Raw genomic sequence first — 22,035 nt, 5'->3', positions numbered from 1 at the left:
CTTACTCCACTAATGACAACTCCAGTGTCATGTAAATCCGACCATTTTCATTGTCTGGTTTAGGTGGTGATACGATCTGGAAGGTCTGACCATCAAATAAAACGCGCATACTCGAGTCGATATCATCACGCTTTCGCAGTTTTAGTCGGGCTGTGGTTTGTGATCCGGCAGCTTTGGCGTTTATCGAATCTTTTACAGATAGAAAATCAAGTTTACCCCAGAGCTTTTTGAACTCAGTCCAGGCTTCAGTTTCATAGTTGTATTCATCATAGGTCGTAGTTTTATGCTGAATCGTTACACGGTGGCATAGTTCGCCGGCACGTTGGGCCATACAACCTCCTAAATCGCTGTAGGCTTACGATATGGATAAAGCAGGCTTTGCACCGGCATCGGCAGAAAGTTGCCATTCACCGGCATTTCCTGCTCAGCATTGCGGTACTGGTCCCAATATCCACACAGTAATAAAATTGCCTGATGAATTGCTTTAGGATAATCAGGTTCAAGTTCATCAGTGATGTAATTCAACACCACCGAATCTGCTGCATCCAAATAGCCTTGTAGCATCAAGTCATTTGAATCATCGTCATAGCGCAAATGCTCTTTTAGGGTCTCAAGACTTACGATACTCATTCTTCACCCCATTTTTTCTGCGCTAATTTGAAGTTTTCATGGCTAAATTCGCCTGAATGATCTTTTTCACAGTGCCATAATGAGCCTTTGTGCGTCACAAACTGACCTGATTTATACTGGTTTTCAGTCTTAAAAATGCCTTGATACTGGCCTTTTTGGTCTGAATTTTCGGTATTTTGAGGTGTATTAGGTGTGGTTTTACCAAAAGGATCTTCTTTCTGGTCGCGCTTAGACAATGCTTCAAGCGAATAGTTCTGCTGTTGCATGTAAACCGTGTCACCACCTTCCAGTGGGCCTAAACCAAGCTTTTGACGCGCCTCATTCGGTGTCATAATTGCTGCACCAACACCTTCTTTTAGTCGCTGCATCTGAGACACTGAATCCATACGAATCAGTGTATCCAGATCAAGAAAGGCCTCTAAATTGGCATCTTTAAGACCAAGGCTTTCATCAAGCAGGTTTTCACGTGCTTCAATCAGGCTTTGCAAGCAATCTGAGTAATAAATTTCATTCAGGTCTGAAACTTTCTGACCTGCTGGAATGGTGCCAATACCTAACTTAAATTGTGGTACATGGAAAACGGCACAAATGACTTCATTGCTCATTCGCATCTGTTCAATCAATTGAGAATCAGCAGCTGAAACTGAAATGGCTTCGAACTTCATGTTGTCACCAACTACCGCTGTACAACCAGCATTAGCGCCACTGTAGTTTTCATTCCATTGTTTTTTGATTGCTGCTGCTTTATCTGGGTCAATAGGCCCGGGAGCAATCAGAATCCCACCGGGTCGGCTGTTATTCTTGAAGTGCTGGCGCTGGCTTTTCTGAATCTCCAGTCCATGACCTGCTGCTACCGCACACGCTGTAATCGGCGATAAGCCCACAAGTGGATGGTAAAAACAGTTAATGCGGTCATGAATGATTTCGGATGCCGGCACGGCTTCATGCGAAGTCTGATTAAGCCGATCATCATTAAGTTGATAAAAGACATCACCAGCATCACTAATCAATGGTTTCGTCAGGTCGGGGTTTAAAACTTTTAGTCCAACAACCTTGCCTGAAAAAATATCCCGAACCTTAAACACGTAGGTGTTTCCGCGAAGCAATAATGATGTGGTCCATTGTTCGCTGAATTGCTGCCATGTCTGATAGTGGTTTGGCTTGTTTAGAACACTGAATCGCTCTGGAATATCTTGATCAATCCAGACGCCTTGCTGCTTCTTTTTTAGCAGAATCGGCATCTTGCCAATATCTTGAGAAATCAATGAAACACAGCTAAATACTGCATGATGTGCTGCCAGATCTTCACGAGTCAGCTCATCATTTTTTTGCCAAGCACCAGAATAAGGCTCTTGCACAAAAAAAGAAGTCCACCCTTGGTTTGAATGGACTCCTTGGAGGGATTTCTTTTTACCAAATAAATTTCCGAAAAAGCCCATTCTTTACATCCTATTCTTTGGTTTTATCTTCTTTTTTTGCTTTTGGCGCTGCTTTTTTCGGTTCTGTATAGACCTCTGCAACACCAATTTTGAGCAGTACATTTGCCTGAAAATCAGGAATCTCTCTCACATCCCCAATATTGGAATCATGGGTCATCTTTAAATATTTAATCTTCATAGACTGTTCCTATAGCTAAACAATTGTGATGCTTAGATATAAAAACAGCCCCAATTAAGGAGCTGTTTTTGGTGCATTCAATTTAGATTACGGTGTGCTGTAATCAAGGAATGCCGCTGCGATTGGACGACGTTTTGCCCAGGTGATGAACTTCTCAACACGTACCGCAAATTTGTTTTCTTGCCATAAATGATGAGTCGTACCACCATCAACCAGAGTTGCTTGATCAGAGTAAGACACATCCACACCACCATCCTGAGCAAGCAGGATTTCAGAAGTTTTCACAAGAATGATCTTGTCGCCGACTGTTTGTGATGTGATTACCGGAATACCCATCAGTGTGCGAGTGCCGCGAAGCGCCATGCCTTGGAAGTAGGTATTTCCTAGCGCATCACGAAGCAAGCTGATTTGTGCAGCGCGTGTTTCCGACATTACGAAGTATGAGCCATCCAATGAAAGGTTGGCCGTCACAAAGCTATTCACCAGGGCTAGTAAATCAGCTTCATAATTTGCTGCTGTAGTGCCTGTATTTGGAGTGGCTGTTACCCCATTTAAAACACCCGCAGGACGAACCGCAGTAGCAGCACCCGCGTCAAGGAAGGTGTTATCAATTAAAGTTTTTGATGCTTCAATTAAGTCATCACGAACCAAAATATCTACGGCTGGGTCAGAGCGGCGCATTAATTCCTGTGTGTAGACAGTAATCGCAGCAAGCTTGTGCTCTTTGATTTCCACTTCACCATATGTTGGGTTTGTTAATGGCTTTGGAGCGCCTTCACCCACCCATTGCGCTTGACCACCGGTCAATTGGCTTGGGATTTTCGAGTTGAACGGCACATTACGGAAACCTGTAAGTTGATCAAATACAGTTGCAGCACGAAGCATGTCAACAAATTCACCAACTAAGCGGTTTTCAGTGACCAATGATGCTGCAAAGCCTGCATCGGTAGTGGTACCCAAGGTTGCCTTTGTCACAAGGTCTTGAACTTCATCGCCAAAGCCAAGCTGCTTAGCCATGTCTACCGGTGCAATGTAGTGGCCTTTTTTGGCTTCAAGTGCGGCTGCCAGTTTTGCTCGGGCATACTGAGCAAAGCCGATACCTTTAGCCAAAGGAACGATTTCAATTTTTGGTTCTGGATCTTGACCAGGTGTTGGCTCTGGCTCTTGAAGGCCTTTCTTTTCAGCTTCTTCAACAGCTTTGATTTGTTTTTTAGTGCGCTCAATATTCACTTCAATCGCTGCGATATCTTTTTCAATCGCCTGGATTTCGGCTTCAGTTGCTTCATCAGGCGTACTGCCTTCACCTGCTGATTTTGATAGCGCTGTTTGCATTGCTTGGTTTTTTTCAGCCAATGCTTTAAGCAGCTTTGCTAAATACTCTTTCATAGTTTCACTCCACCCTTTGTTGGGCTATTAAGTTTTACGACAACGTGTTTTTGTTCAGATGAATCGCCACCTGGAACGTCTTGAGGTTTAATGCCCAACGCGGCTTTGTGTTCCTCAAATGCTTTTGAAAATTCTGTTTCTGATTCGCGGTTACAAGGGATAGTCACCAATGAAAGCTCATACCATTCCCATGAGTTGAACTGAATGCCACCACCCTTGATCATTTCCGCCTCATCCCAATTCGGGATAAAACCAACCGACAAGCCTTTAACCAAACCGTATTTCAATGACTGATAGGCCTTATCAACTTCGCGCTTCAGGTCGCCTTCTTCCTCGATTTCAGGAATATGAATCTCAACCTCGATACCATTTGCGGTAACTTTTGCGCTTGTCACATGACCAATGGCTGATCGTGGGTCATGATGGAAAAGTAAAGGCATAGGCAGATTGAAATCTGCACCTTTTGGCACCATTACATCCTTGGCACGATCTTGGTTTGGTGTGCTTGCGATTCCTTTGAAGGTTCGCTTTTGCTCATCAAGGCTCTTAATTTCGACAGAGCCAAAGGTTTTATGTAGAGCAGACATAAGGCTCTCCCAATAAAAAAGCCCGCGTAATGCGAGCTTTGGAAAATGAATAAATTAAACAAAGTAGATGTTGTATTCTTTTTCGGCCTGTTCTGGATTCATTGACATGAGTGCCACCGCGTTAAACGTGGCAATCAATGGGTCGATCTTCCCGACACCCGATTCCTGTTTACTGATCATCATGCCGTTGCCTTTCACGACGGCACGCGCATTCCCAACACACCAAGTCATTAAACCCTGTCCGGCATGGTAAAGATTGCCTTCTGCTAATTTGCGCTCAGTGGTAAGGATATAGCCCATCAACTTAAAGCCCTGGGCTACTGCAATGAGCTTGTCTTCAGGAATACCTGCATCGAGCAGGCCATCCAGTAGACCACCCAGACCAAGTGGATCCAGTCCAATTTTGTCGAGCTTGCCAGAGTCGAAGCATTTCTTTGCAATAGCTGCCAGCTGGTCAATGTCATCGCCGATACGCTCAACAATGGTCAGGCTTTTTTCCTCTACATAATCCGCATATTTTGGAGCATTCTCTTTGCGTCGCTCGACTGCAGTTTTATTGCACCAAGCATGATTCCAAAGCCACCATTTACGGCTTTTTGCATGCCGACCTAGTACAGCAAAGCCGAGTAAGTCATCAAGACCACCACCATCAATACCGCAGGTGATGACATCTGATTGCTTGATTAGTTTATCCAAGGTGAATTTTTTGGATTGCTGAAGCCAATATTCAGCACCAGCCCAGCGGTTGGCACGCAGGTTTAGGCCAATTGGTACGTTTAAGTGTTTTGCAAGAAAGTCACGCAGCGATTCTTCGCCAGCATCTTTAACCTTCTCAAATTCGTTAATCAGATAATCCAGATCAACCGACGCACCCAAATTTGGATTAGTGACATAGAAGTTTTCAGTCTTTAAATGATCACCTGCCTCAAGCATCCACTCAGGAAACTCGTAGATAAGCGGTAAAAACTGAGGATTGACCTTTACACCATCCCGAATATCACGCGCATAGTCCAGCAATTGCTTAAATACACCGCATGGCGTTTCATCCGACATGGTAGACAGGTAGATAACACAACCTTCAGGCCGTGATGCCAGACCACCCTTTGCTTCACGAAACATCGATTCAGCGTTTGATCGTTTTCCAAACAACCAAACCTCATCGATCAGGATGATTGAAGCCTTTTTACCCGCAGCAGCATTACTTTCGGCAGCAATCACTTTTAAGGTCGCATTGGTACCCAAGTGGGTGACTGTTTTGGTGTGCTCGGAGATATTGAACATTTCCTGAAGCTCAGGATCTGCTTTGATAAAGTCCCGGATTGGGTTGAATGAGTTGTCTGCAACTTCTTTTGTTGGTGCCAAAATGATGAGTTCAGCCGACATGCGATCGTTTAAGATCAGGGCCACCATCATGATTCCGGCTGCAATCGTTGACTTGGTGTTTTTCTTAGAGATCAGCAGGAAGAATTCACGGATTAAACGCTTTTTCTGTTCTGGATCGTAAGCACCAAAGATCGCCCGGACAAATTCAATTACCCAATCAAGTGTGACCTCACCCATTTTTGGGCTACCCATCACATCGACCAAAATTAATTCTTTAAAAATCCGCTCTGCTACATCAGCCACTTCTGGAAAAAGCGGCTCACACGGCATCATGGATTCTTTATTGACAATGCGTAACGCCCAATCTGGGCACGCTGTTGTCCAGGTTGGGAGCATTGCTGACATAAATTTAACTCATTAAAAAACCCACCGAAGTGGGTCTGTAGGTGTTTGCGTTTATTAGCAAGATAACGATAATTGTATCAAGCATCGCAGTCGAGTAAATTGGCTTAACTTAATAGCCTTTTTCTTTTTTCATTCGTTACTTTCTCCCTCTATTAGTTAGTATTGTCTTCAAATATGAAATCTATAGTTTCTCTTATATCAGGCTCTGCATTTATAACTTTGATTCTTTTGTATGCAGATATACCTAAACGTGTAATTGGTGTTGCTAGAAGTGCATTTAAAAAGCTATGAGGCGCGCTTTTTATATTTTTGCAATCTATGATTATTTTTTTACCACTTTCAATGGCTGGAAGCAAATACTTATCTCGTATATTTATTGCTTCAGATTTTAATTCGGCATGATCGCCAAAATAATTTGTCATATTTAGGATAAATTGCTGATCCACTTCTTCATTTCTTAAAGAACTTCGTTCTTGTTCTGCATTCTGCCTTAGCTCTTGAAGAATTGCTGATAAATTATTGCTATCCTCTTTGCCAATCTTAATTGAAAGGAATGCAATAGTACCCTTCCACTGACTTTCTAAGGTCTTAGAAGTTACATCTCTAGGAGAAATATGCACCAAACCATCATTTGATAAGATATACATATCTCCCTGTAATCTCCTAATGATGTTTGATGATAGATATAAGCCCATACCAGCATTATTTTTAGCATTATAAGGATCAGAGTTAGCAAAAGTTCCCGATTTTTCTGGCTGTAAAGCTAGTCTGATAGCAGCTTCGTTAGATTCTTGTCCAGGATAGGTTTGCTCTATATGTGATTTGATACCGATACCTAAATCAGCAATAATGAAGTTCATTTCTCCTTTATTTCTATACCAGCTCATTTGTACTAAAGCTGGAAGATTAATATTTGTTGTTGATGAAAATGACGGTCCATGTTCAATAGCATTGTACATTAGTTCACTTAAAACATATCTCAGTGTGTCAGTATAAGATATGTCGAATTCCCCAGTGTAATTTTCAATAGCTTTTAGAATATCCTTAAAATCCTTACCATTTGATTCTTTTCTTAGTGCAAATAGTGGCTTGTAATTATCCCCGTTAAATTGTTGATATGTATGAAAAAGGACATTAAATGTACCTAGTGCACCTAATCTTTTCCACATCACACTAGCATCTCTATATGCGGCTTTATCAATTACATGATCAACTGTACAGCCCCTACTTTTCAGATACCATGAGTAAATTACTATTAATGAAATCGCTTGGTAATCTGCTGATGTACATTCAGTAAAATCTATCCTCACTTGAGTATTTTCTAAGCTCCAATCGAAATACTTTAGAATGCCATCAAAATCCATGATTCCATGGTTTTTAAAGCCAAAGCGTTTTGGTAAATTTATTGTAACTCCGCTAAATTTCTTAATTTCTTTTTTTATCGGAAGTAACGCTTTTTTCATTGCATAATTACGCATAACATATAATTTTTGATTCAGCAGTTTTCTAATTTATCAATTTACCTGATGAATATCCACACTAAGATTCACATAAAAAATCTTTGGTTATACTAAAGCTTATTGAGACTTCTTTATTTGATTTAATGCTCATGCTCTTAGGGTATGCGATAAAAATGATCTGCATAAACAAAACAATATAGAATTTAATCATAAATTCAAAATTTTAACTTCTCAACTGTGAGCCCAATGTTCCAAACTTTCCGCCTTGAGTGGCTTTTTTGGCCTCATCGGCTTTGGTTTCTTTCTTGCCTTTCTCGGCGACCTTGCCGTGTACATAAGGGAGTGCAGCTTTAGCAGCATTGAAGCGCAAGAACATATCATCACTCTTATTCATGACATCAATCAGGAATTGCAGCGGATCGTCTTTTGCATAATCATCACCATCCAGAGGATTGTCATCCTCATGGGTGCTGGTCGTTTTAACTTTCGGTTTTTCAGAAGTTAAACTTCGGCCTTCTTTGTCAGCGTTTAACTTTTCGATATAGACAATAATTTCAGGATCTTTTCTTAATTTTGACCCTGCCTGTGATGCTGTCTTTTCTGCATAACCTGCTGAAATTGCAGCTTCTTTATTACTTAAGCCGTCAACAACGGCCTGAGCAAACTTTTTCATTTTTTCGCTTAGTGCCATTGGTTAACCTTTAACTTTTCGCTTTAACTTTTGCTGAAATGGGAAATTTTTTTATAAGTGAGTCGGCTGGTGGTCAGGATTTTTCAATCGTTTTTTAAGAATCTTTTACCCCCCACCATCGGGAAATCAAATCTCCCACTTACCAACCGATTGAATCTGTTTCTGTTTAACTGACATGGTTCTTCTTTCATCATTCATGATCCTTTCAATGCATTCTTCTTTGGATGTCTCCATGATATGCACTGAGGATGGTTGAAGCTTAGAGACCCACCATCGTCGCTGTGCTGGAGTTGAGCCTGTAAGAATGAGATAGCCACTCTGATTATGCTTAGACATCTGTAGCAGCAAGCTGTTGCGCTTCCTAACAGCCAGTGCAAAGTCTTGCTTATTGCCTTTATAGATTGGCTTGCCACCAATGTCAGCAATCATCTCATCCAAGTCGAGTACCACATCATTAGGTTTAGCATGTTCCTTCACCCATGTAGACTTACCTGAACCTGCGCAGCCGAACACGATTGTTAATCGAGGTATTGGTTCTAACCAGTCAGGCATGAACACGTATGCTGTACTGTTCTTCGACCCTGCTTCTTCACGCTGCTTGATAGATGAGTGACAGGACATGCATAGGCTTTGGTGGTTGTCTGTATTCCAGAATAGATCCTGATCACCACGATGCGGTTCAATATGATCGACCACCTTAGCTTCAGTTACTCTGCCCTGCTCCAAGCAGTACACACACAATGGATTGCGCTGTAAGAAGCTTAAGCGATACTTTTGCCACTTGTACCCATATCCACGCTCTGCCGTGGTCTTGCTATCACGCCATGAATCACTAACCTGTTTGATTGGTCTCGGTGCCTTCGGTGTCATCGCCTGTAGTTTGCTTTGCAGTCTGGGTAGTTTCATGACCATCAATCCAAATAAGGTGACTTCTTAGGCTCTTCCTCATCACCACCTTCCAACTGAATCAATAGCTCATTAATCTGAGCATTCTGTTCATTGTTGATCTGGATGAGCTGGTTGTTTTGCTGTATCAGCTGATTGTTCTGTTCGATTAGCTTTAGAAGTAAGTCGTTCGATACACAGCCGCATTCTTTCTTTTGATCGCTCATATTGTTCTTTCATCCATTTACGGCGCTGCTCACATGAGTTGCACGTCATCTGAATCACCTAAGGTCACATTGATTTCGTTAAGCAGGTATTGATTGACTTGATCTACAGTGGAGACATTCACAAATACCAACTCAACATCTTTGATTGCCAAACCAGTCTCAACCTCAAACAATCGCTTACGATTGGCTATGTCCTGGTATAGATCCCGCTTAAAGGCATCGAGTCGTTCTTGGTCACTTGTACCCACGGCGCTATCTCCGACTTAAATTGATTTGAATGTTCTTCATGCGAGTACGGATGTTTGCCATTACCTCATCAATAGCCATCATCTGTTTGCTATTCATGAATGCTCGACTTAGGTTCTGGTACTTCACCAACTCATCGTGCAATTCATTTAGATTCTTTTGCGCTTCTTTGACATCCATACGCACCACCAATAAGAAAAGAAAAACCCCTCAACATCTAGAATGCGAGGGGCTTTTTTTGCCGTAATCCGTCCGGCGATTTGGAGAATTATTTCTGCTTTTCTAGCTTAAGCTCATCATAGCGATTTAAATTAAAAGCCCAATCCGCATTACGATCATGCATTTCGTGTGCCCAACTTCTTTGGCATAAACATCATGAGTGGGTGGACAATACAATTATGGACAAAACATTTTAACCAATTCTTCATAAGGTACTCTCTACCAATTATTTAACTTCTCTCAAACAATCCCGACACACTTTGATTTCTTCATCATCAACCGTGTAATCGATTTCAGTGGCACCATGCAGGCCGAATAAACAGAATATGAATTGGAGCATGTAGATCTCCTTACACCGGAGCTTATACCGGAGCTAAGCTTTTAGTTTAATTGGATAGAATTCTACCTAATTAGAATCTGGCGCCCTGATCTTGCTTACACCAACATTTCTCAGGGCAATAAAAACCAACTATCCGGAAATACCGAATAGTTGGCTTAGTAGTGTGTTTTTAATGGCTCATAACTGATTGTGTTAATGGGTCGCCAATCCAAAGTAATACTCACCTTTTGAATCTAGAGGGTGGCGGCATTAATTTAAAAACCACTAGAAATTAATGAAACCGCCATAACGCAAAAAGCCCACCATATGGCGAGCTTTAAATCCTATGTAGTCGATTAATGCAACTACAGCGACAATATCACAAATATAGTAGTTTGCTGCGCGCAATGCAACCACTTCAATCAGAATTGAAACGAGAATTGATTTCCGTATCTAGATTTATGTCAGTTTCAGCACCAAGCTCCCGGCGAAGTTTATATGTCACAATTACAACCTTTGAGTTCAGCTCTTTTACTAGTTCGTCAATATGGGGTTCAGTGGTCTTTTTACAGTGATTAAGTTCATCCTCTTTTTTCACTATCAACTCAATATTCTCATTATTTCTTTTTAATTGTGCGTCAGTGTAATTTAAAATATTTGGGACTCTTTCAGATTTTGGATTTTCCATCCAAACCTCATCATATACTCTCATTGCATCATTAAATTTTTTAATCAACATATCACTTTGATTAGATAAATCGTCTAATTCATTAGCCAATCTAGATAACTCATTAAGATCTGCTCGCAAAGCTTCACAAAACACTTCGAAAACTTTTAAAAAATTTACTATTTCAACCTTGGTATCAGTTTCACAAATAAAAATTGCCTTATCAACATTTTTACTAAAATTAATAATAGCTTGAGTTACCTTAGGCACATTATTCTTAATATCATGCATCACTAAATATATCTCGGTGACCATCTCTGAATAAGATGCTGCTAAGCTAAGATAAACATCTTTACGTGTTTCCATCAATCTAGCTACTCGCTGTAAATGCAAAGCTGTTCGCCAAGATGCAAAAACACCTACCCCAAGCGCCAGCCCGCCAATAAGTGCCGAATACACTGCCCCATCTCTTTGTATTTCTGCAGCCTTGATTGTTGCTTCGACTATCATTAATTCTTCTAGCATAGAATAAAAAATCCCCTATATTTAAGGGGATAATATCTCACACATTCGCGCAAATTACTTCAAGCCGACTATCCAGCCAAGTCTCAGCCGCCAAAAGAAACTTATCAATATTACGGCGATCCACCTTGGTCTTACTCGCCAATACGGCGATCGGATACCCTTTCAAATAATGAAACTCAATCCACTGGTACAGGTCCGGCCGTGAAAAGCGCAACTGTGTCACCAGGTGATCAATAGCAACCAAAGCATCATCATCCAGCATCACCTGAACACCTGACGACTTCAGCCCCTCTTTCAAACGCATAAAACCATATGTAGGTGAGGTATAAGTCAATTCACTTGGATTATATGAAGCATGACGCGCCCATTTACCCCACTGCGCCAATTCATTCTGCATCATTCGAACCGTTGGTTTTACTTCTACAATTGCGCTCATTTATATTCTTCCCTTAAACCTTCCAAAATCTTTTAAAAACCAACATTGCTGCATCACGTGCATGCTCATTCGTGCGGCCAGTCCAACCGGTTATCTTCTTAAATAGATCCGCTTTGGTTTTAGTAGCATTTGCTTTTGGGTGAACCATGATGTAATTGAACTCTTGCTCTATACACCAGTCCTCCCAGATCTGCGCATCACGCTTTACCGACCCCACGCCTTGAGCTTTTTCTTTACCACCAGTAAACCAAGTACGTTTACGGGCATCTTCGATATACAGCTTTAAATTATCTTTCCCATGAATCGCTTTTATTTCCTGAACAGCTTGCATTGCTTTGGTGATGCTTAAGCATTCCACCTGGTGCAACTCCCCACCGGTGCCATGGTCCATTGCCACGGCGTAACCGGTTTTAACTCCTGTATCGATGCCGATGAGGATTTTAGTCACTGGCACCTCGCAGGGCTTTTAATTCATCGCTCAATTTTTCATTTCTTGCTGTTAAGCGCATAATTTGAAGACAGTCTTTTGCTTGGAGCTCTTTAATCCGCTTGTACTCAAATTCAGCATCAGTTAGGCGCAATGATTTCTGAGTAAGCTCCTTTGCTAACTGGCATCGACGTTTACGATGCTCCTCTTTCAAATAAACCGCATCATCCCGCTCTTTCTTCATCTGGATATAAGAAATTTCCATATTATTGAGTTGTTCTTGCATAGATTGCTGACCAGCTTTATATGCCTTGATACAGCTTTCCTCTAAGTTCTTACAAAGCTTCTCTTCGAGATTCATTTCACTCACAGCACAAACTCCTTGTCTTCTTTGCACCAGCACACATATGCGATTTGTACGGTTAAATTGCGGTAACCAATCCCCTGATCAAAATCAAATAAGCGGTCCCCATGGATATATTTCAGTTGCAGGTAGAAAGTCTGAGCCATGAAGAATTTTTCAAATTGTTCTCTCATCCCTCAATCACCTTCGTATTTGGAGAAATGTGGTTCTTAATATCACTACACGTATCAATGCGGTCGTGATCGGCTAGAGCGGTGCGTAATTCAGCATGTGTAAAACCAACCGAGCTTCTTTGCCACATTCCATTGATTACAGCGATTTTCCAACGCTCAGGCACACCATGCTTTTGAAGCATCCCATCAAGTGCTTTTGCGTTTTCCAATCCCAATTTTTCGATTAAGTTCATGCCACTCTCCCCATACGCTTAAAAGCACCTTTCACTTTTGCAGCCAACTCAGGCGGACACGGCACACCTTTACGATTGCGCTCGTCATAAGTTAGAGCCTTAGCCTTTTCACTCTTGCCCTCTTTCTTCCACATTTCCTGCACACGGCCTTTTTCCTTCGCCCGGGCAAGGTAGTCCTGATAAATCGCATTAAAGGCGTAATGCGCTGCTTTCTGCCCCTCTACGTTGAGAATATGGCGCACTTCGTCCAGACTGCGTTTCGCAAGTGTCGTGATTTCCGAATTTTTGTCATTTTCAAACTGCAGTGCTTTGGCCCAAGCCATGTCCGCAGTCCACCAATCACCGCCCTGTTCACACCAGCTGCGGAATTTCGGAAGGTTTGGACACCACTCTTCAGAATTCATACGCAAGATGCCGCGAGTGATATCAGCTGGAGTCAAGCCACTCAAAACAGTGCATGCCAACTGAACAAGCTCTTCATCTGAATAACCTGCGTATTTTTTAGTGAACTCAGCGCCGTAGACGTCACCAATGCGGTTTAAAACCAGTTCTGCTACTTCAACTGGAAAGTTCACAGCAAAAGCGCTTTCGAATAATTGAATATTGCTCATTAGTTTGACTCTCCCAGTGTGCGCATTTGATTTGGATCTGCCTGGTTGCCAAAGCGACGGCGTTGCATTGGCTGTTGGTTTTGAACTGGTGTTTGTTGTTTCGGTGGATAAACACTTTGATAACTTCCAATGATTGAAGCTTCCAGTGACTGGTTTGCCTGATCACCAAAGCCAACCAATTTTTTAATCAAAAGATTTACAGCGTTTTCAGTGAGTGGTTTTCTGGTGCTGTTGCGCATATCAACAAATTGAATCCATAGATCACGATTTACGTTCACTGGTAATTCAACTGGTTTTGCATCGAATGCATTTGGTTTTTCAACCTTAGGTTTCTCAGATTCACTCTTACTTTTTTTATTTATTTTTTTATTTTGTAGAGTGTCTTTTGATAGTGTCTTTTGTGTGTAAAGATTTTTTACTAGCACTAGTAAAGATTTTTTACTAGCGTGGTTAAATTTCTTTACTAGTAAAGATTTTTTACTAGGCACTTTTAGCATCCAACCAACGGCGCAATCATCATTCAATTTGAATGAATTTCCATGCACAGTAGACTCGCACTCAATAACCAAACCAACCTGAATTAACTCAGCAAGTGCCTTGGTAATTGTTGGTCGGCTTTTACCGGAAATCTTTTGAAATTGACTCAAGGAAATTGAATCAACCTCTTTGTACCAGCCACGTGTTTTACGGCAGATAATCAGGTACAACTTTGCAGCAACGTCACCGATCTGGCACAGCACTTCATCAACAAATGCATTCGGCACCTGGAAGCTGTTAGGAATAAAACTGCTCATGCTGCCACTCCTTCTACCAAACCGGCATCACGAACCATAGCTGCTAAACGCGTAAGACCTTTTGAGGTAATGCGAGCCTGAGTGAAAACTTGTGGACCTTTTGACGTTTCAATAACGCGAGTTACTTTCTCGATCATGACTTTTTGAGCAAGGCGTTTGCTGTAAGCGCACAGGGTGTTGCTGCCATCTTTGGCACGATAGATCCAGTTCTGATTCATCAAAAACTGAATAAACTTTTTCTCTGGCACGCCTACAGTCTTTGCAGCATCACGAATACAGAAAGAGCTTGATGTTTCAGCAATCTGGTCAAGCGCATTAGCTTTTGGCTCCAATACCGCTACCTTTTCACTTAGCTCAATATTGAGTTTTGCCTGCACTTCGATTGCTTGAAGGAGATGTGTTGGGTTTGTAATATCGAAACTATTTTTAGCCTTAAGTGCTTCTTCCATCGCCGTCATGCGATCAAAGACTCGAGCTTGTAATTCATAGCTATATGACATGGCCATGAGGCAGGCTTCGCGTTTTGGAAAGTTATAGATATGGCGTGTGTTATTGTTGCCATAGTTTTGCGTTCCGATAAATTTCGGAGCGTGCTCTTCACCCAAAACACTTAAAACTTTACGCATAAAGTCATCATGGCGAAGTTCTTTGTATGGCTTCTCGACAGTGGCAGTTTCTTTGCGAAAATTGTTAATAAAACCAACAATATCGGGTGATGACATTGTCACTTCGTTTATGTTAAAATTTCCTTGTGTTAACATATTCATGTTTACTTTCCTCAGACGTTAGTGAACAACCGGAAAAGCCTGACCTCGCACGTCAGGCTTTTTCTGTTTCTGGGTTATCAATACAAGCTTGAATTTGTTTATCCAGCTCAGCCAAAGCAACATGCATCTGGTGGATCACCTTTGACATGTCCTGCACTTCACCTTGTGTAATACGGCCATCTGCCATAATTTCTCGGAATAGGCTCATCACATCGCCACCTTTCATACCAATGCACAGCACTTTGTCTGTCAGAGACATATCGCGGCATTCAGGAATTTCAGGAAGATCGATTGCAACCTTTTCATGCTCAGCAGCCAAAGCTTGCAAAATTCGATAATCACCAGTCATTGCCATCATTTTTGAGGCTTCTGATAGTGTTAAGTGATGGGTATCTGTGTTTGGATTTACCTTACTGTTTAAGACAGCTGGACTTTTGATTCCCATCCTTGGGGCTAATGCATTTGCCCCACCTGGGTAGTCATGCACTGTGCTGTATGCTGCATCCGTTATGTTCATTTAGCCTTCCTAAAAACGTATTTATTGAAAATCAAATGTTTAATAATTGGTTTAAGCAGTATTAAGCTGCATTATTTTTTGGGGGAGTTGGTTGTGGTTTTAAAAATAGTTCAGGGTATTCAAGCTTTACCTTTGCCGGAATGCCGCGAACCGTCCAGTTTTGAACTCGCTGAATGCTATAACCAAGTGAATCAGCTACCTTTGCAGGACCGCCTAGATTCGCGATGGTTTGCTTATCAGCTTTTACTGAGATAGCCATAATCTTATTCTCAACATCACGTTAAGTATATGGTAAACACAGCGTTAAGTATTGTCAATTTTTCTGTTTAACACAAGTTGTTTACTTTTTTAGATAATAAAAGGGCTTTTACACACCGGGTTAACACGAGCATGCATCCTTCATTAGAAAGAATTTTAAAAATAAGCGGCTTGAATCAAGAAGAGCTGGCTAAGAAAATTGATGAATCTCCACAAACTGTTAGCAACTGGAAGAGACGTGGAGTATCTAAATCAGGTGCGATTAAGGCATCTGCTCAATTTGGTGTGTCGGTCAACTGGATCTTGCAAGGTGATGAGAAGGGTCAAAATGTTGAAGTTACAAAAGTTCAAGGATGGGATCATCAAACGCCGCTAGATGATGATGAGGTTGAAATACCGTTTTATAAGGAATTCTTGGTGTCTTGTGGTTCTGGTACAGCTGCAGAAATTATTGGTGAAGCAACAAGGAAGTTGCGCCTAAGTAAGGCAACACTCAATAAATACGGCGTTTATGAAGGAAATGCTTATGCTCTAACAGCATTCGGTAACTCTATGGCACCAGTAATTAATAACGGCGCGACTGTGTATGTGGATACCGGTAGAACACAGATTATTGATGGAAAGATTTACGCCATAAATCATGGTGGATTATTCAAATTCAAGTATTTATATCGCATGCCTAAAGGTGGGGTGCGAATTGTTAGCGCCAATTCTGAAGAGTATCCAGAAGAGGTACTGACTATCGAAGATATTATGGAGCAGGAATTTTGTGTAGTAGCTTACGCATTCAACGTACAAAACCCTCTGCCGTAACCACTTAAAAATTATATGACCGCCCACTGAGGCGGTTTTTTATTGCCTCTATAAAAGTTCACAAAAATAGTAAACAAAAATAGTCCACATAAAGTTAACAAAATTACTTGACGATAATACACGTCATGTTTACTATTAATTCACAGGAAACAAAAAGCCCCAGCGTTGCAACGAACAACCTGAGGCCTGACCCACTCTCTCTCAGTGAGTAAAGAAATTATGAATAAAAACCCAATCCAAAGCAACCTGCCGGAGTTCGGCCAATCCAGCATGACCTCTGAGTGTTTGTACCAACACCCAAAGCCTAAATCTGTAGCGAAAGAAGTCGTTTCAAATGCTGCAGCTTGGTCTTTAGTTTTCTCAATCCTTTTAGGTCTTTCGGCAATGTTTATCGATCAGGCAGACAAAACGTCTAATCGCCAGGTTGAAGCAATTGCCACTTCTGTTGGAACAAACAACTAATTCAACACGGCTTACACAAGTAATTTTTGGAGAATAACCATGTCAAAAAACAAAACCTCTTTCGCTCAAACACTTGAAAATTTACGTCACGGTACTGTGGCTGAAGAAATTGATGAGCTGCTTACTGAAGCACTCCAGGCAACGGCGGATACCGGCAAGCAAAGTAAGGTCACTATCTCTTTGACCATCAAGCCAAACGGCAACGGCGTCTACAAAATCATGGATGACGTTAAATCAATTCTTCCTAAGTTCGATAAAGAACCAACTGTTCTATTCACCGATGGAAAACAGCAGCTTGTTCGTGAAGATCCACGCCAACAGAAATTGAATCTTGAACAGATCCAATCAAGTGGTCCAGTAGATGTGAAAGCACTGCCGGAAACCAAAAAACCAACTTTCAAAAACCTCAGCTAATTAAAAGGCCTTAACAACATGAATAACTCTGAACTAAATAATCAAGTGGGTACAGTAATGCATAAAGATGCTTTCGTAATTGGTCAAACTTCTCTACAGGAAGCTGGTAACGTTTTACCTTTCGTGGTTACACCTGAAGGTGGTGATGTTCATACCTTTGAAGAAACACTGGAACGCCCACTTCAACTTAAGCAAGCAACAATCTTGCATACAGCAAAAGACCTGATCGCTTACGTCACTCGTTTTGCAGACAGCGACTCAATGGTTTTCGTAGATGTACTGGGTGGGAAAATTCAAGCAGTACTGGACTTCCACCAAGCCGAAAAAGTTGCAGGTTATGGTGCTAATGCTTATCAACGCCATTGCAAACACACTGCCCACTTCATTGTTAGTAAGACACCAGAATTTGAAAAAGTTGTAGCGAACTCTGGTCGAAAAATGTCACAGATGGATTTTGCATTATTCCTTGAAGATGTAATGCCATATGTGAATCAGCCTGCTGCAGCTGAGCTTTATGAAATCGTGAACACCCTTCAGGCTAAAACCAATATCGATTTCAAATCTGGTACTCGTACTGACAATGGCCAAGTGTCACTGACCTACAACGAAAATATTGAAGCTAGTGCCGGACGTCAAGGCAACTTGAATATTCCTGAGCAGATTGTATTTGGTATTCAGGTACATCGTGGTGGTGAGCACTATGCCCTGCCTGCCCGTTTCCGCTACCGCATCAAGGATGGAAATATTGCCTTGTGGTACGACTTGGACCAGCTCGAAAAAGCGATTGAAAAGTCTATGGAAGATACCGTGACTTATATCCGCGAAGGCAAAACCGTTTTCAATAATGATGATACTGAAACGGCGTTACCAGGTGTTCCATCATTTGTGACGATCCTTGAAGGCTCTGCAAATATCTAACCATTAGACCGGATGGCCATGCACTGCGCATGGTCATTTAAAGGATAGTGAAATGAATTACCCACCCATTGACCCCAAAGGCACCAAGAAAATTCATTTTAGCCTGGCTACCCCTTTTGAAAACTGGCTATTGAATGATGGGTATCAACCAAAACTGGTCAAGCATGCAGCCTTGGTTCGATACAGCAAATCAAATAAACCTACGCTTGAAATTGACAGCACTGGAAAGATGAGCGAAGCCACCCAAAAACGCTATGCCATTTTTCTTAAGCAGTATTTGAAAATTGGTAAGCCCTTGCTGGTTTCTTTACGGGCTCAAGCACCAAAAGTATTAAGGATGGCGGCGTGATGGAAGATAACAAATTGTGGTGCGTAGGAATCTGCCCTGAAGATGATAGTCCGCATGAGCAATCACCTGCTGCATCAAAAGAAATTGCTGAACGTGCTTTGGCTCGCTACAGAGCTATGACTAAAGCTGAAGGTAATCAGTTCATGATCGAATCATTTGATGAATACTTTCAGGTTCAAGAATGGGAAGGCACAGCTGAAGAACACCAGGAACAAATGTTTTATACAGAAGACTGGTTTAAAGAGCCGATGTACCAGTGCTTTGACCTGCCAACAGCATGCAAAGTTTTTGAATATGGTGAGATTGTTAAGTGCTACAAAAAAGGCTCATCACCACTTACCACATCAAATTTTGAAGAAGCCAAGCGCTTCTATGAGGTGGCGTGATGGATATTGAAAAATTAAAAGCTGAATTTGAGCAGTCTGAATGCTTTAAACGCCTTGAGCATGTTGCGCAATACACCTTCTTTGAATTTGGAGCATACATCAAACGTACTGATGTTCCTGCTGATATTGAAAAGAAGTGTGGAAAATTAATCACATCCCTTCTTTTTAGTTGGTCAGCATGGAAGGAGGCAAAAGCCCAGGCGGTGCCGGAAGTAATCAGTATTGGCAATGAGTTGCAATCATGGGTAGCAGTAAATTCATTCGGTGCTGAGGATGTGGTGGGTGATCTGGTGATTATTGATGCGAACGAGTTGGCTGAGGTAATTGAAAAACTAACTGGGGCGAATGCGTGATGGAAAATCCAGAAAAGATAGAAATCGAAGGCTTAAAAACGATTCACAAGCTCTGTAAATTTGGTGCAGATCACAATATGGAAGGCTGCTCATTTACTGAAATCGTAGAGCGGATGTTTAGCAAGATCGAGCAAATGAAAACTCAGGTAGATACGCTTGATGAAATGCTTTTAAATCAAGGTGAAGTATTGGCGCAAGCCAAACTCCAAGTGGTGCCGGAAGGTTTTGTTTTAGTACCGAAAGAGCCAACTGAAGCAATGATCCAAAGAGGCACTAAAGCCAATTCTGAATGCCTTAATGAAAATGCACCACTGGGAGAGAGGCTATTCCGACACCCTGCTCTTCAAGTTTACCAAGCTATGGTAAATGGATCGGGAGAATAAAGTTGAATGATATTCAAAAACCACTTGAGCCTTATGAAGACGGCGATATCGATCAGCAAGTAAACCTGATGGACCAATTCATCGAAAGCGGTGAATTCAATAAAACTCTAAATGATTTTTTCGGGTTACCTGAATCAGTAGTCCAAAGCTTAAAGGAGGTGTCTTAAATGGGAATTTTTCAAATCACTGTGCAAGGTGAAGCACCTCAATTATTTGTAGGCTCTGAAGTTGGCGGTGCAAAGATCGTATCGATCAAGGATGTAAGCCCAAAACTAGTATCAGCTGCTGAACTGGCTCAGTACTACGGTATAAGTGTAGATGCCGTCCGTGACCGCTGTGCAGAGATCAACAAAGGTACTCGCGGTAAATGCCTTTATGATCCAGAACAGGCAAACTTGATTTTGACGGCGAAACCAGTAGCCAAGCGCGGTCGCCAACGAAAGAACTAATTAAAGTTCTATAATGGGACTTTAATTAGTTGAAAGCCATAATTCATATAGCTTTAGATGATAAGAAATAGCTAAATGTCTTTTTTTATAATTTCCCAATGACTACAATCCTTACATAATAAACATGGAGGATTATTCTTTTCTTTTTCAGTTAAGTAATCAAAAAAATTGGATGCTAGAGAGAGCAAAATTCCTAATATATTTAAAATGCCCCCATCTAAATTTATTGTGCCAGAAGTTACTCCAGACTCTCTCCGTATTCCTTTTTCACTTAATATCTTATCTATCTGATCTAATCTCACGGGTATAGTATTCTTACTATTACATTCCGAACATTTCATGAATAATTTTCTCAATAATTTTATTTTTTTAATTATATCCAATTCAAACGCACGGCTGTTAAAGTTATGCTCTTAACATAGAAAATTACTGGATATTTTGATTAACGATCCATCATATCTGCAATATCTTCCACATCCGGGTTGTAGTAAGTATTCACCAGAACTTTAATATTTTTATGTCCTGTCACCTTGGCCAGCACTTCTACCGGTAATTTCTGGTTATTCACAAACCGAGTAATGGCCTCATGACGTGTGTCATGGAAATGAATATCCGCTAATCCCACTTTTTCCTTACGGCGTTCCCACATTAACCGAAAAGCATTCTCAGACTGAGGAATCAACTTATTCCCTTCATGATCGATTAGATCCAGGAGTGCTAGAGCCTTTTTAGTCAGAGGAACATTACGAGCATCACCATTTTTAGTTTTAGGTAAATGCACATGCCGATCATAAATTTCTGACATTGTGATACCAAGGATTTCACCACGGCGCATTGCTGTTTCCAATGCAAAGAGAAAAGCCCATGCAACATAGTGCTCTGGTAATGTTGGGGGCTGCCCTTCACGATAATTCAATCCCTCTAAGATGAGCTGAATTTCCTCATCACGAATACGGCGATTACGCGCTTTAGGCTTAGCCGGCTTTTTAATGCCCATCCATGGATTGGTTTCCAATAAGAAAAGTTCTTTGACTGCATAGCTAAAAACTGATGAGTACAGCGCAATTTCTCGAAGCACCGTATTTGCCCCAACCTCTTTTAAGCGTTTATTACGCCAGGCGGTTAAATGCTTCGGTGTGATGTCATGGATCGACATATCTGCCAGTGCACCAAACTTTTCATCAAACGGCGCTAATTGCTCTTTAACGTATTTGGATCCGCGAAGCTTTCGCCCATGCTCATCATAATATTTATGAAAAAGTGTTTTGAATGGGTAGTGCTGTTTTACGCCCAGATCTTCAGAAAGTTTATTTGCCTTTGCCTCAAGCATCTTTTGCGCAGCCCATTGCTCGCATTCTTTTACGGTATCTCTGGTTGCTGAATATGTTGTTCCAGCAATCATTATTTTAATTCTGTAGCTTTCACCGCGCTTGACCGCTTTAGGCATTTTCATGATCTATAACTCTATATTCTTGGTCTAATCTTGGTCTAAATTTAACTGCATTATCGGCAAAAAGTAGCGATTTTACGGATAGTGCTGTTAAGGGTAGACTTTATTCAAGACAACAAAAAAGGGTTTTAAGCTATTGTTTTCGCTTAAAACCCTTATAACATAACGTTTAGAATCTTGGTAGGTATAAGCAGACTCGAACTGCTGACCTCTACGATGTCAACGTAGCGCTCTAACCAACTGAGCTATACACCTAGAATGCTTGGCATATTATAAATTTTTCCGACCGAA

Annotated in this window: 35 protein-coding genes and 1 tRNA gene; 10 read left to right on the top strand and 26 right to left on the bottom strand. The window is 41.3% G+C overall.

Features of this window, described 5'->3' with window-relative positions; translation table 11 throughout:
* Position 1 precedes the first annotated feature (1 nt).
* The 23 genes from FTV08_RS03850 to FTV08_RS03745 form a co-directional block, all read right to left on the bottom strand.
* Positions 2–331, bottom strand: coding sequence for a phage head closure protein (locus FTV08_RS03850; protein WP_180086712.1), 330 nt, complete (start codon positions 329–331; stop codon positions 2–4).
* A gap of 8 nt (positions 332–339) precedes the next feature.
* Entirely contained in the window at positions 340–630 is a 291-nt protein-coding gene (locus FTV08_RS03845) for a head-tail connector protein (RefSeq protein ID WP_026444274.1), read from the bottom strand.
* On the bottom strand, positions 627–2,069 hold the full coding sequence (locus FTV08_RS03840) for a phage portal protein (RefSeq protein ID WP_180086711.1): 1,443 nt from the start codon (positions 2,067–2,069) through the stop codon (positions 627–629). The genes FTV08_RS03845 and FTV08_RS03840 overlap by 4 nt, the downstream gene beginning before the upstream one ends.
* Before the next feature lie 10 nt (positions 2,070–2,079).
* A complete protein-coding gene (locus FTV08_RS03835) occupies positions 2,080–2,247 on the bottom strand; it encodes a hypothetical protein (RefSeq protein ID WP_180086710.1) in 168 nt (55 codons plus the stop codon).
* A gap of 87 nt (positions 2,248–2,334) precedes the next feature.
* Positions 2,335–3,633 (bottom strand): phage major capsid protein, encoded by a 1,299-nt coding sequence (locus FTV08_RS03830; RefSeq protein ID WP_180086709.1) that lies wholly within the window; start codon positions 3,631–3,633, stop codon positions 2,335–2,337.
* Entirely contained in the window at positions 3,630–4,220 is a 591-nt protein-coding gene (locus FTV08_RS03825) for an HK97 family phage prohead protease (protein ID WP_180086708.1), read from the bottom strand. Before FTV08_RS03825 ends, FTV08_RS03830 begins: the two co-directional genes overlap by 4 nt.
* 54 nt (positions 4,221–4,274) lie before the next feature.
* Positions 4,275–5,948, bottom strand: coding sequence for a terminase large subunit (locus FTV08_RS03820; protein WP_180086707.1), 1,674 nt, complete (start codon positions 5,946–5,948; stop codon positions 4,275–4,277).
* 152 nt (positions 5,949–6,100) lie between these two features.
* Entirely contained in the window at positions 6,101–7,426 is a 1,326-nt protein-coding gene (locus FTV08_RS03815) for an STAS-like domain-containing protein (protein WP_257221148.1), read from the bottom strand.
* Between the two features lie 205 nt (positions 7,427–7,631).
* Entirely contained in the window at positions 7,632–8,099 is a 468-nt protein-coding gene (locus FTV08_RS03810; RefSeq protein ID WP_180086706.1) for a terminase small subunit, read from the bottom strand.
* Between the two features lie 126 nt (positions 8,100–8,225).
* Positions 8,226–9,005 carry an AAA family ATPase gene (locus tag FTV08_RS03805; RefSeq protein ID WP_180086705.1) on the bottom strand — a complete coding sequence of 260 codons (780 nt, stop codon included), beginning with the start codon at positions 9,003–9,005 and terminating at the stop codon, positions 8,226–8,228.
* Positions 9,006–9,010: 5 nt separating this feature from the next.
* A complete protein-coding gene (locus FTV08_RS03800; RefSeq protein ID WP_180086704.1) occupies positions 9,011–9,211 on the bottom strand; it encodes a hypothetical protein in 201 nt (66 codons plus the stop codon).
* A 29-nt stretch (positions 9,212–9,240) separates the two neighbouring features.
* Complete coding sequence (locus FTV08_RS16190; RefSeq protein WP_257221147.1) at positions 9,241–9,363, bottom strand: hypothetical protein; 123 nt, start codon at positions 9,361–9,363, stop codon at positions 9,241–9,243.
* 1,050 nt (positions 9,364–10,413) lie between these two features.
* Positions 10,414–11,187, bottom strand: coding sequence for a hypothetical protein (locus FTV08_RS03795; RefSeq protein ID WP_180086703.1), 774 nt, complete (start codon positions 11,185–11,187; stop codon positions 10,414–10,416).
* A 37-nt stretch (positions 11,188–11,224) separates the two neighbouring features.
* Positions 11,225–11,623: an antiterminator Q family protein gene (locus FTV08_RS03790; protein WP_180086702.1), complete on the bottom strand. Its 399-nt coding sequence runs from the start codon at positions 11,621–11,623 to the stop codon at positions 11,225–11,227.
* Positions 11,624–11,636: 13 nt separating this feature from the next.
* The gene (locus FTV08_RS03785; RefSeq protein ID WP_180047650.1) at positions 11,637–12,071 is read right to left on the bottom strand and encodes a hypothetical protein; all 435 of its coding nucleotides are present in this window, start codon (positions 12,069–12,071) and stop codon (positions 11,637–11,639) included.
* Complete coding sequence (locus tag FTV08_RS03780) at positions 12,064–12,420, bottom strand: hypothetical protein (protein ID WP_180086701.1); 357 nt, start codon at positions 12,418–12,420, stop codon at positions 12,064–12,066. Before FTV08_RS03780 ends, FTV08_RS03785 begins: the two co-directional genes overlap by 8 nt.
* A complete protein-coding gene (locus FTV08_RS03775; protein ID WP_180086502.1) occupies positions 12,417–12,587 on the bottom strand; it encodes a hypothetical protein in 171 nt (56 codons plus the stop codon). Before FTV08_RS03775 ends, FTV08_RS03780 begins: the two co-directional genes overlap by 4 nt.
* Positions 12,584–12,820, bottom strand: a complete 237-nt coding sequence (locus FTV08_RS03770; protein ID WP_180086700.1) for a hypothetical protein — start codon at positions 12,818–12,820, stop codon at positions 12,584–12,586. Before FTV08_RS03770 ends, FTV08_RS03775 begins: the two co-directional genes overlap by 4 nt.
* Positions 12,817–13,431 (bottom strand): restriction endonuclease, encoded by a 615-nt coding sequence (locus FTV08_RS03765; protein ID WP_180086699.1) that lies wholly within the window; start codon positions 13,429–13,431, stop codon positions 12,817–12,819. The genes FTV08_RS03770 and FTV08_RS03765 overlap by 4 nt, the downstream gene beginning before the upstream one ends.
* The gene (locus FTV08_RS03760) at positions 13,431–14,225 is read right to left on the bottom strand and encodes a replication protein (RefSeq protein ID WP_180086698.1); all 795 of its coding nucleotides are present in this window, start codon (positions 14,223–14,225) and stop codon (positions 13,431–13,433) included. The genes FTV08_RS03765 and FTV08_RS03760 overlap by 1 nt, the downstream gene beginning before the upstream one ends.
* Positions 14,222–14,992, bottom strand: a complete 771-nt coding sequence (locus FTV08_RS03755; RefSeq protein ID WP_121979703.1) for a phage antirepressor KilAC domain-containing protein — start codon at positions 14,990–14,992, stop codon at positions 14,222–14,224. The genes FTV08_RS03760 and FTV08_RS03755 overlap by 4 nt, the downstream gene beginning before the upstream one ends.
* Positions 14,993–15,044: 52 nt before the next feature.
* Positions 15,045–15,509 (bottom strand): phage regulatory CII family protein, encoded by a 465-nt coding sequence (locus tag FTV08_RS03750; protein WP_180086697.1) that lies wholly within the window; start codon positions 15,507–15,509, stop codon positions 15,045–15,047.
* Positions 15,510–15,570: 61 nt separating this feature from the next.
* On the bottom strand, positions 15,571–15,768 hold the full coding sequence (locus FTV08_RS03745; protein ID WP_005103681.1) for a hypothetical protein: 198 nt from the start codon (positions 15,766–15,768) through the stop codon (positions 15,571–15,573).
* 131 nt (positions 15,769–15,899) lie between these two features.
* On the opposite strand from FTV08_RS03745, the gene FTV08_RS03740 reads away from it, so the two are divergent.
* From FTV08_RS03740 to FTV08_RS03695, 10 genes are all read left to right on the top strand, one after another.
* On the top strand, positions 15,900–16,580 hold the full coding sequence (locus FTV08_RS03740; protein ID WP_005103682.1) for a S24 family peptidase: 681 nt from the start codon (positions 15,900–15,902) through the stop codon (positions 16,578–16,580).
* 219 nt (positions 16,581–16,799) lie between these two features.
* Positions 16,800–17,042: a hypothetical protein gene (locus FTV08_RS03735; protein WP_180086696.1), complete on the top strand. Its 243-nt coding sequence runs from the start codon at positions 16,800–16,802 to the stop codon at positions 17,040–17,042.
* Positions 17,043–17,081: 39 nt separating this feature from the next.
* Positions 17,082–17,456, top strand: a complete 375-nt coding sequence (locus tag FTV08_RS03730; protein WP_005103684.1) for a hypothetical protein — start codon at positions 17,082–17,084, stop codon at positions 17,454–17,456.
* 18 nt (positions 17,457–17,474) lie between these two features.
* A complete protein-coding gene (locus FTV08_RS03725; RefSeq protein WP_180086695.1) occupies positions 17,475–18,374 on the top strand; it encodes a DUF2303 family protein in 900 nt (299 codons plus the stop codon).
* A 52-nt stretch (positions 18,375–18,426) separates the two neighbouring features.
* The gene (locus tag FTV08_RS03720; RefSeq protein ID WP_180086694.1) at positions 18,427–18,723 is read left to right on the top strand and encodes a hypothetical protein; all 297 of its coding nucleotides are present in this window, start codon (positions 18,427–18,429) and stop codon (positions 18,721–18,723) included.
* Positions 18,723–19,109, top strand: a complete 387-nt coding sequence (locus FTV08_RS03715) for a hypothetical protein (protein WP_180086749.1) — start codon at positions 18,723–18,725, stop codon at positions 19,107–19,109. Before FTV08_RS03720 ends, FTV08_RS03715 begins: the two co-directional genes overlap by 1 nt.
* A complete protein-coding gene (locus FTV08_RS03710; protein WP_180086693.1) occupies positions 19,109–19,462 on the top strand; it encodes a hypothetical protein in 354 nt (117 codons plus the stop codon). Before FTV08_RS03715 ends, FTV08_RS03710 begins: the two co-directional genes overlap by 1 nt.
* On the top strand, positions 19,462–19,845 hold the full coding sequence (locus FTV08_RS16185) for a hypothetical protein (RefSeq protein ID WP_257221146.1): 384 nt from the start codon (positions 19,462–19,464) through the stop codon (positions 19,843–19,845). The genes FTV08_RS03710 and FTV08_RS16185 overlap by 1 nt, the downstream gene beginning before the upstream one ends.
* Before the next feature lie 2 nt (positions 19,846–19,847).
* Positions 19,848–20,012 (top strand): hypothetical protein, encoded by a 165-nt coding sequence (locus FTV08_RS03700; protein WP_180086692.1) that lies wholly within the window; start codon positions 19,848–19,850, stop codon positions 20,010–20,012.
* On the top strand, positions 20,013–20,294 hold the full coding sequence (locus FTV08_RS03695; RefSeq protein WP_180086691.1) for a hypothetical protein: 282 nt from the start codon (positions 20,013–20,015) through the stop codon (positions 20,292–20,294).
* 71 nt (positions 20,295–20,365) lie between these two features.
* On the opposite strand, the gene FTV08_RS03690 is transcribed toward FTV08_RS03695, so the two are convergent.
* From FTV08_RS03690 to FTV08_RS03680, 3 genes are all read right to left on the bottom strand, one after another.
* The gene (locus FTV08_RS03690; protein ID WP_180086690.1) at positions 20,366–20,596 is read right to left on the bottom strand and encodes a hypothetical protein; all 231 of its coding nucleotides are present in this window, start codon (positions 20,594–20,596) and stop codon (positions 20,366–20,368) included.
* A 140-nt stretch (positions 20,597–20,736) separates the two neighbouring features.
* A complete protein-coding gene (locus FTV08_RS03685; protein WP_180086689.1) occupies positions 20,737–21,747 on the bottom strand; it encodes a site-specific integrase in 1,011 nt (336 codons plus the stop codon).
* 175 nt (positions 21,748–21,922) lie between these two features.
* Positions 21,923–21,999 (bottom strand) — tRNA-Val (locus tag FTV08_RS03680).
* Positions 22,000–22,035: the final 36 nt, after the last annotated feature.

Source organism: Acinetobacter sp. YH12226 (assembly GCF_013417805.1).
Classification (GTDB): Bacteria; Pseudomonadota; Gammaproteobacteria; order Pseudomonadales; family Moraxellaceae; genus Acinetobacter.
This window is presented reverse-complemented; position numbering and strand designations above follow the sequence as displayed.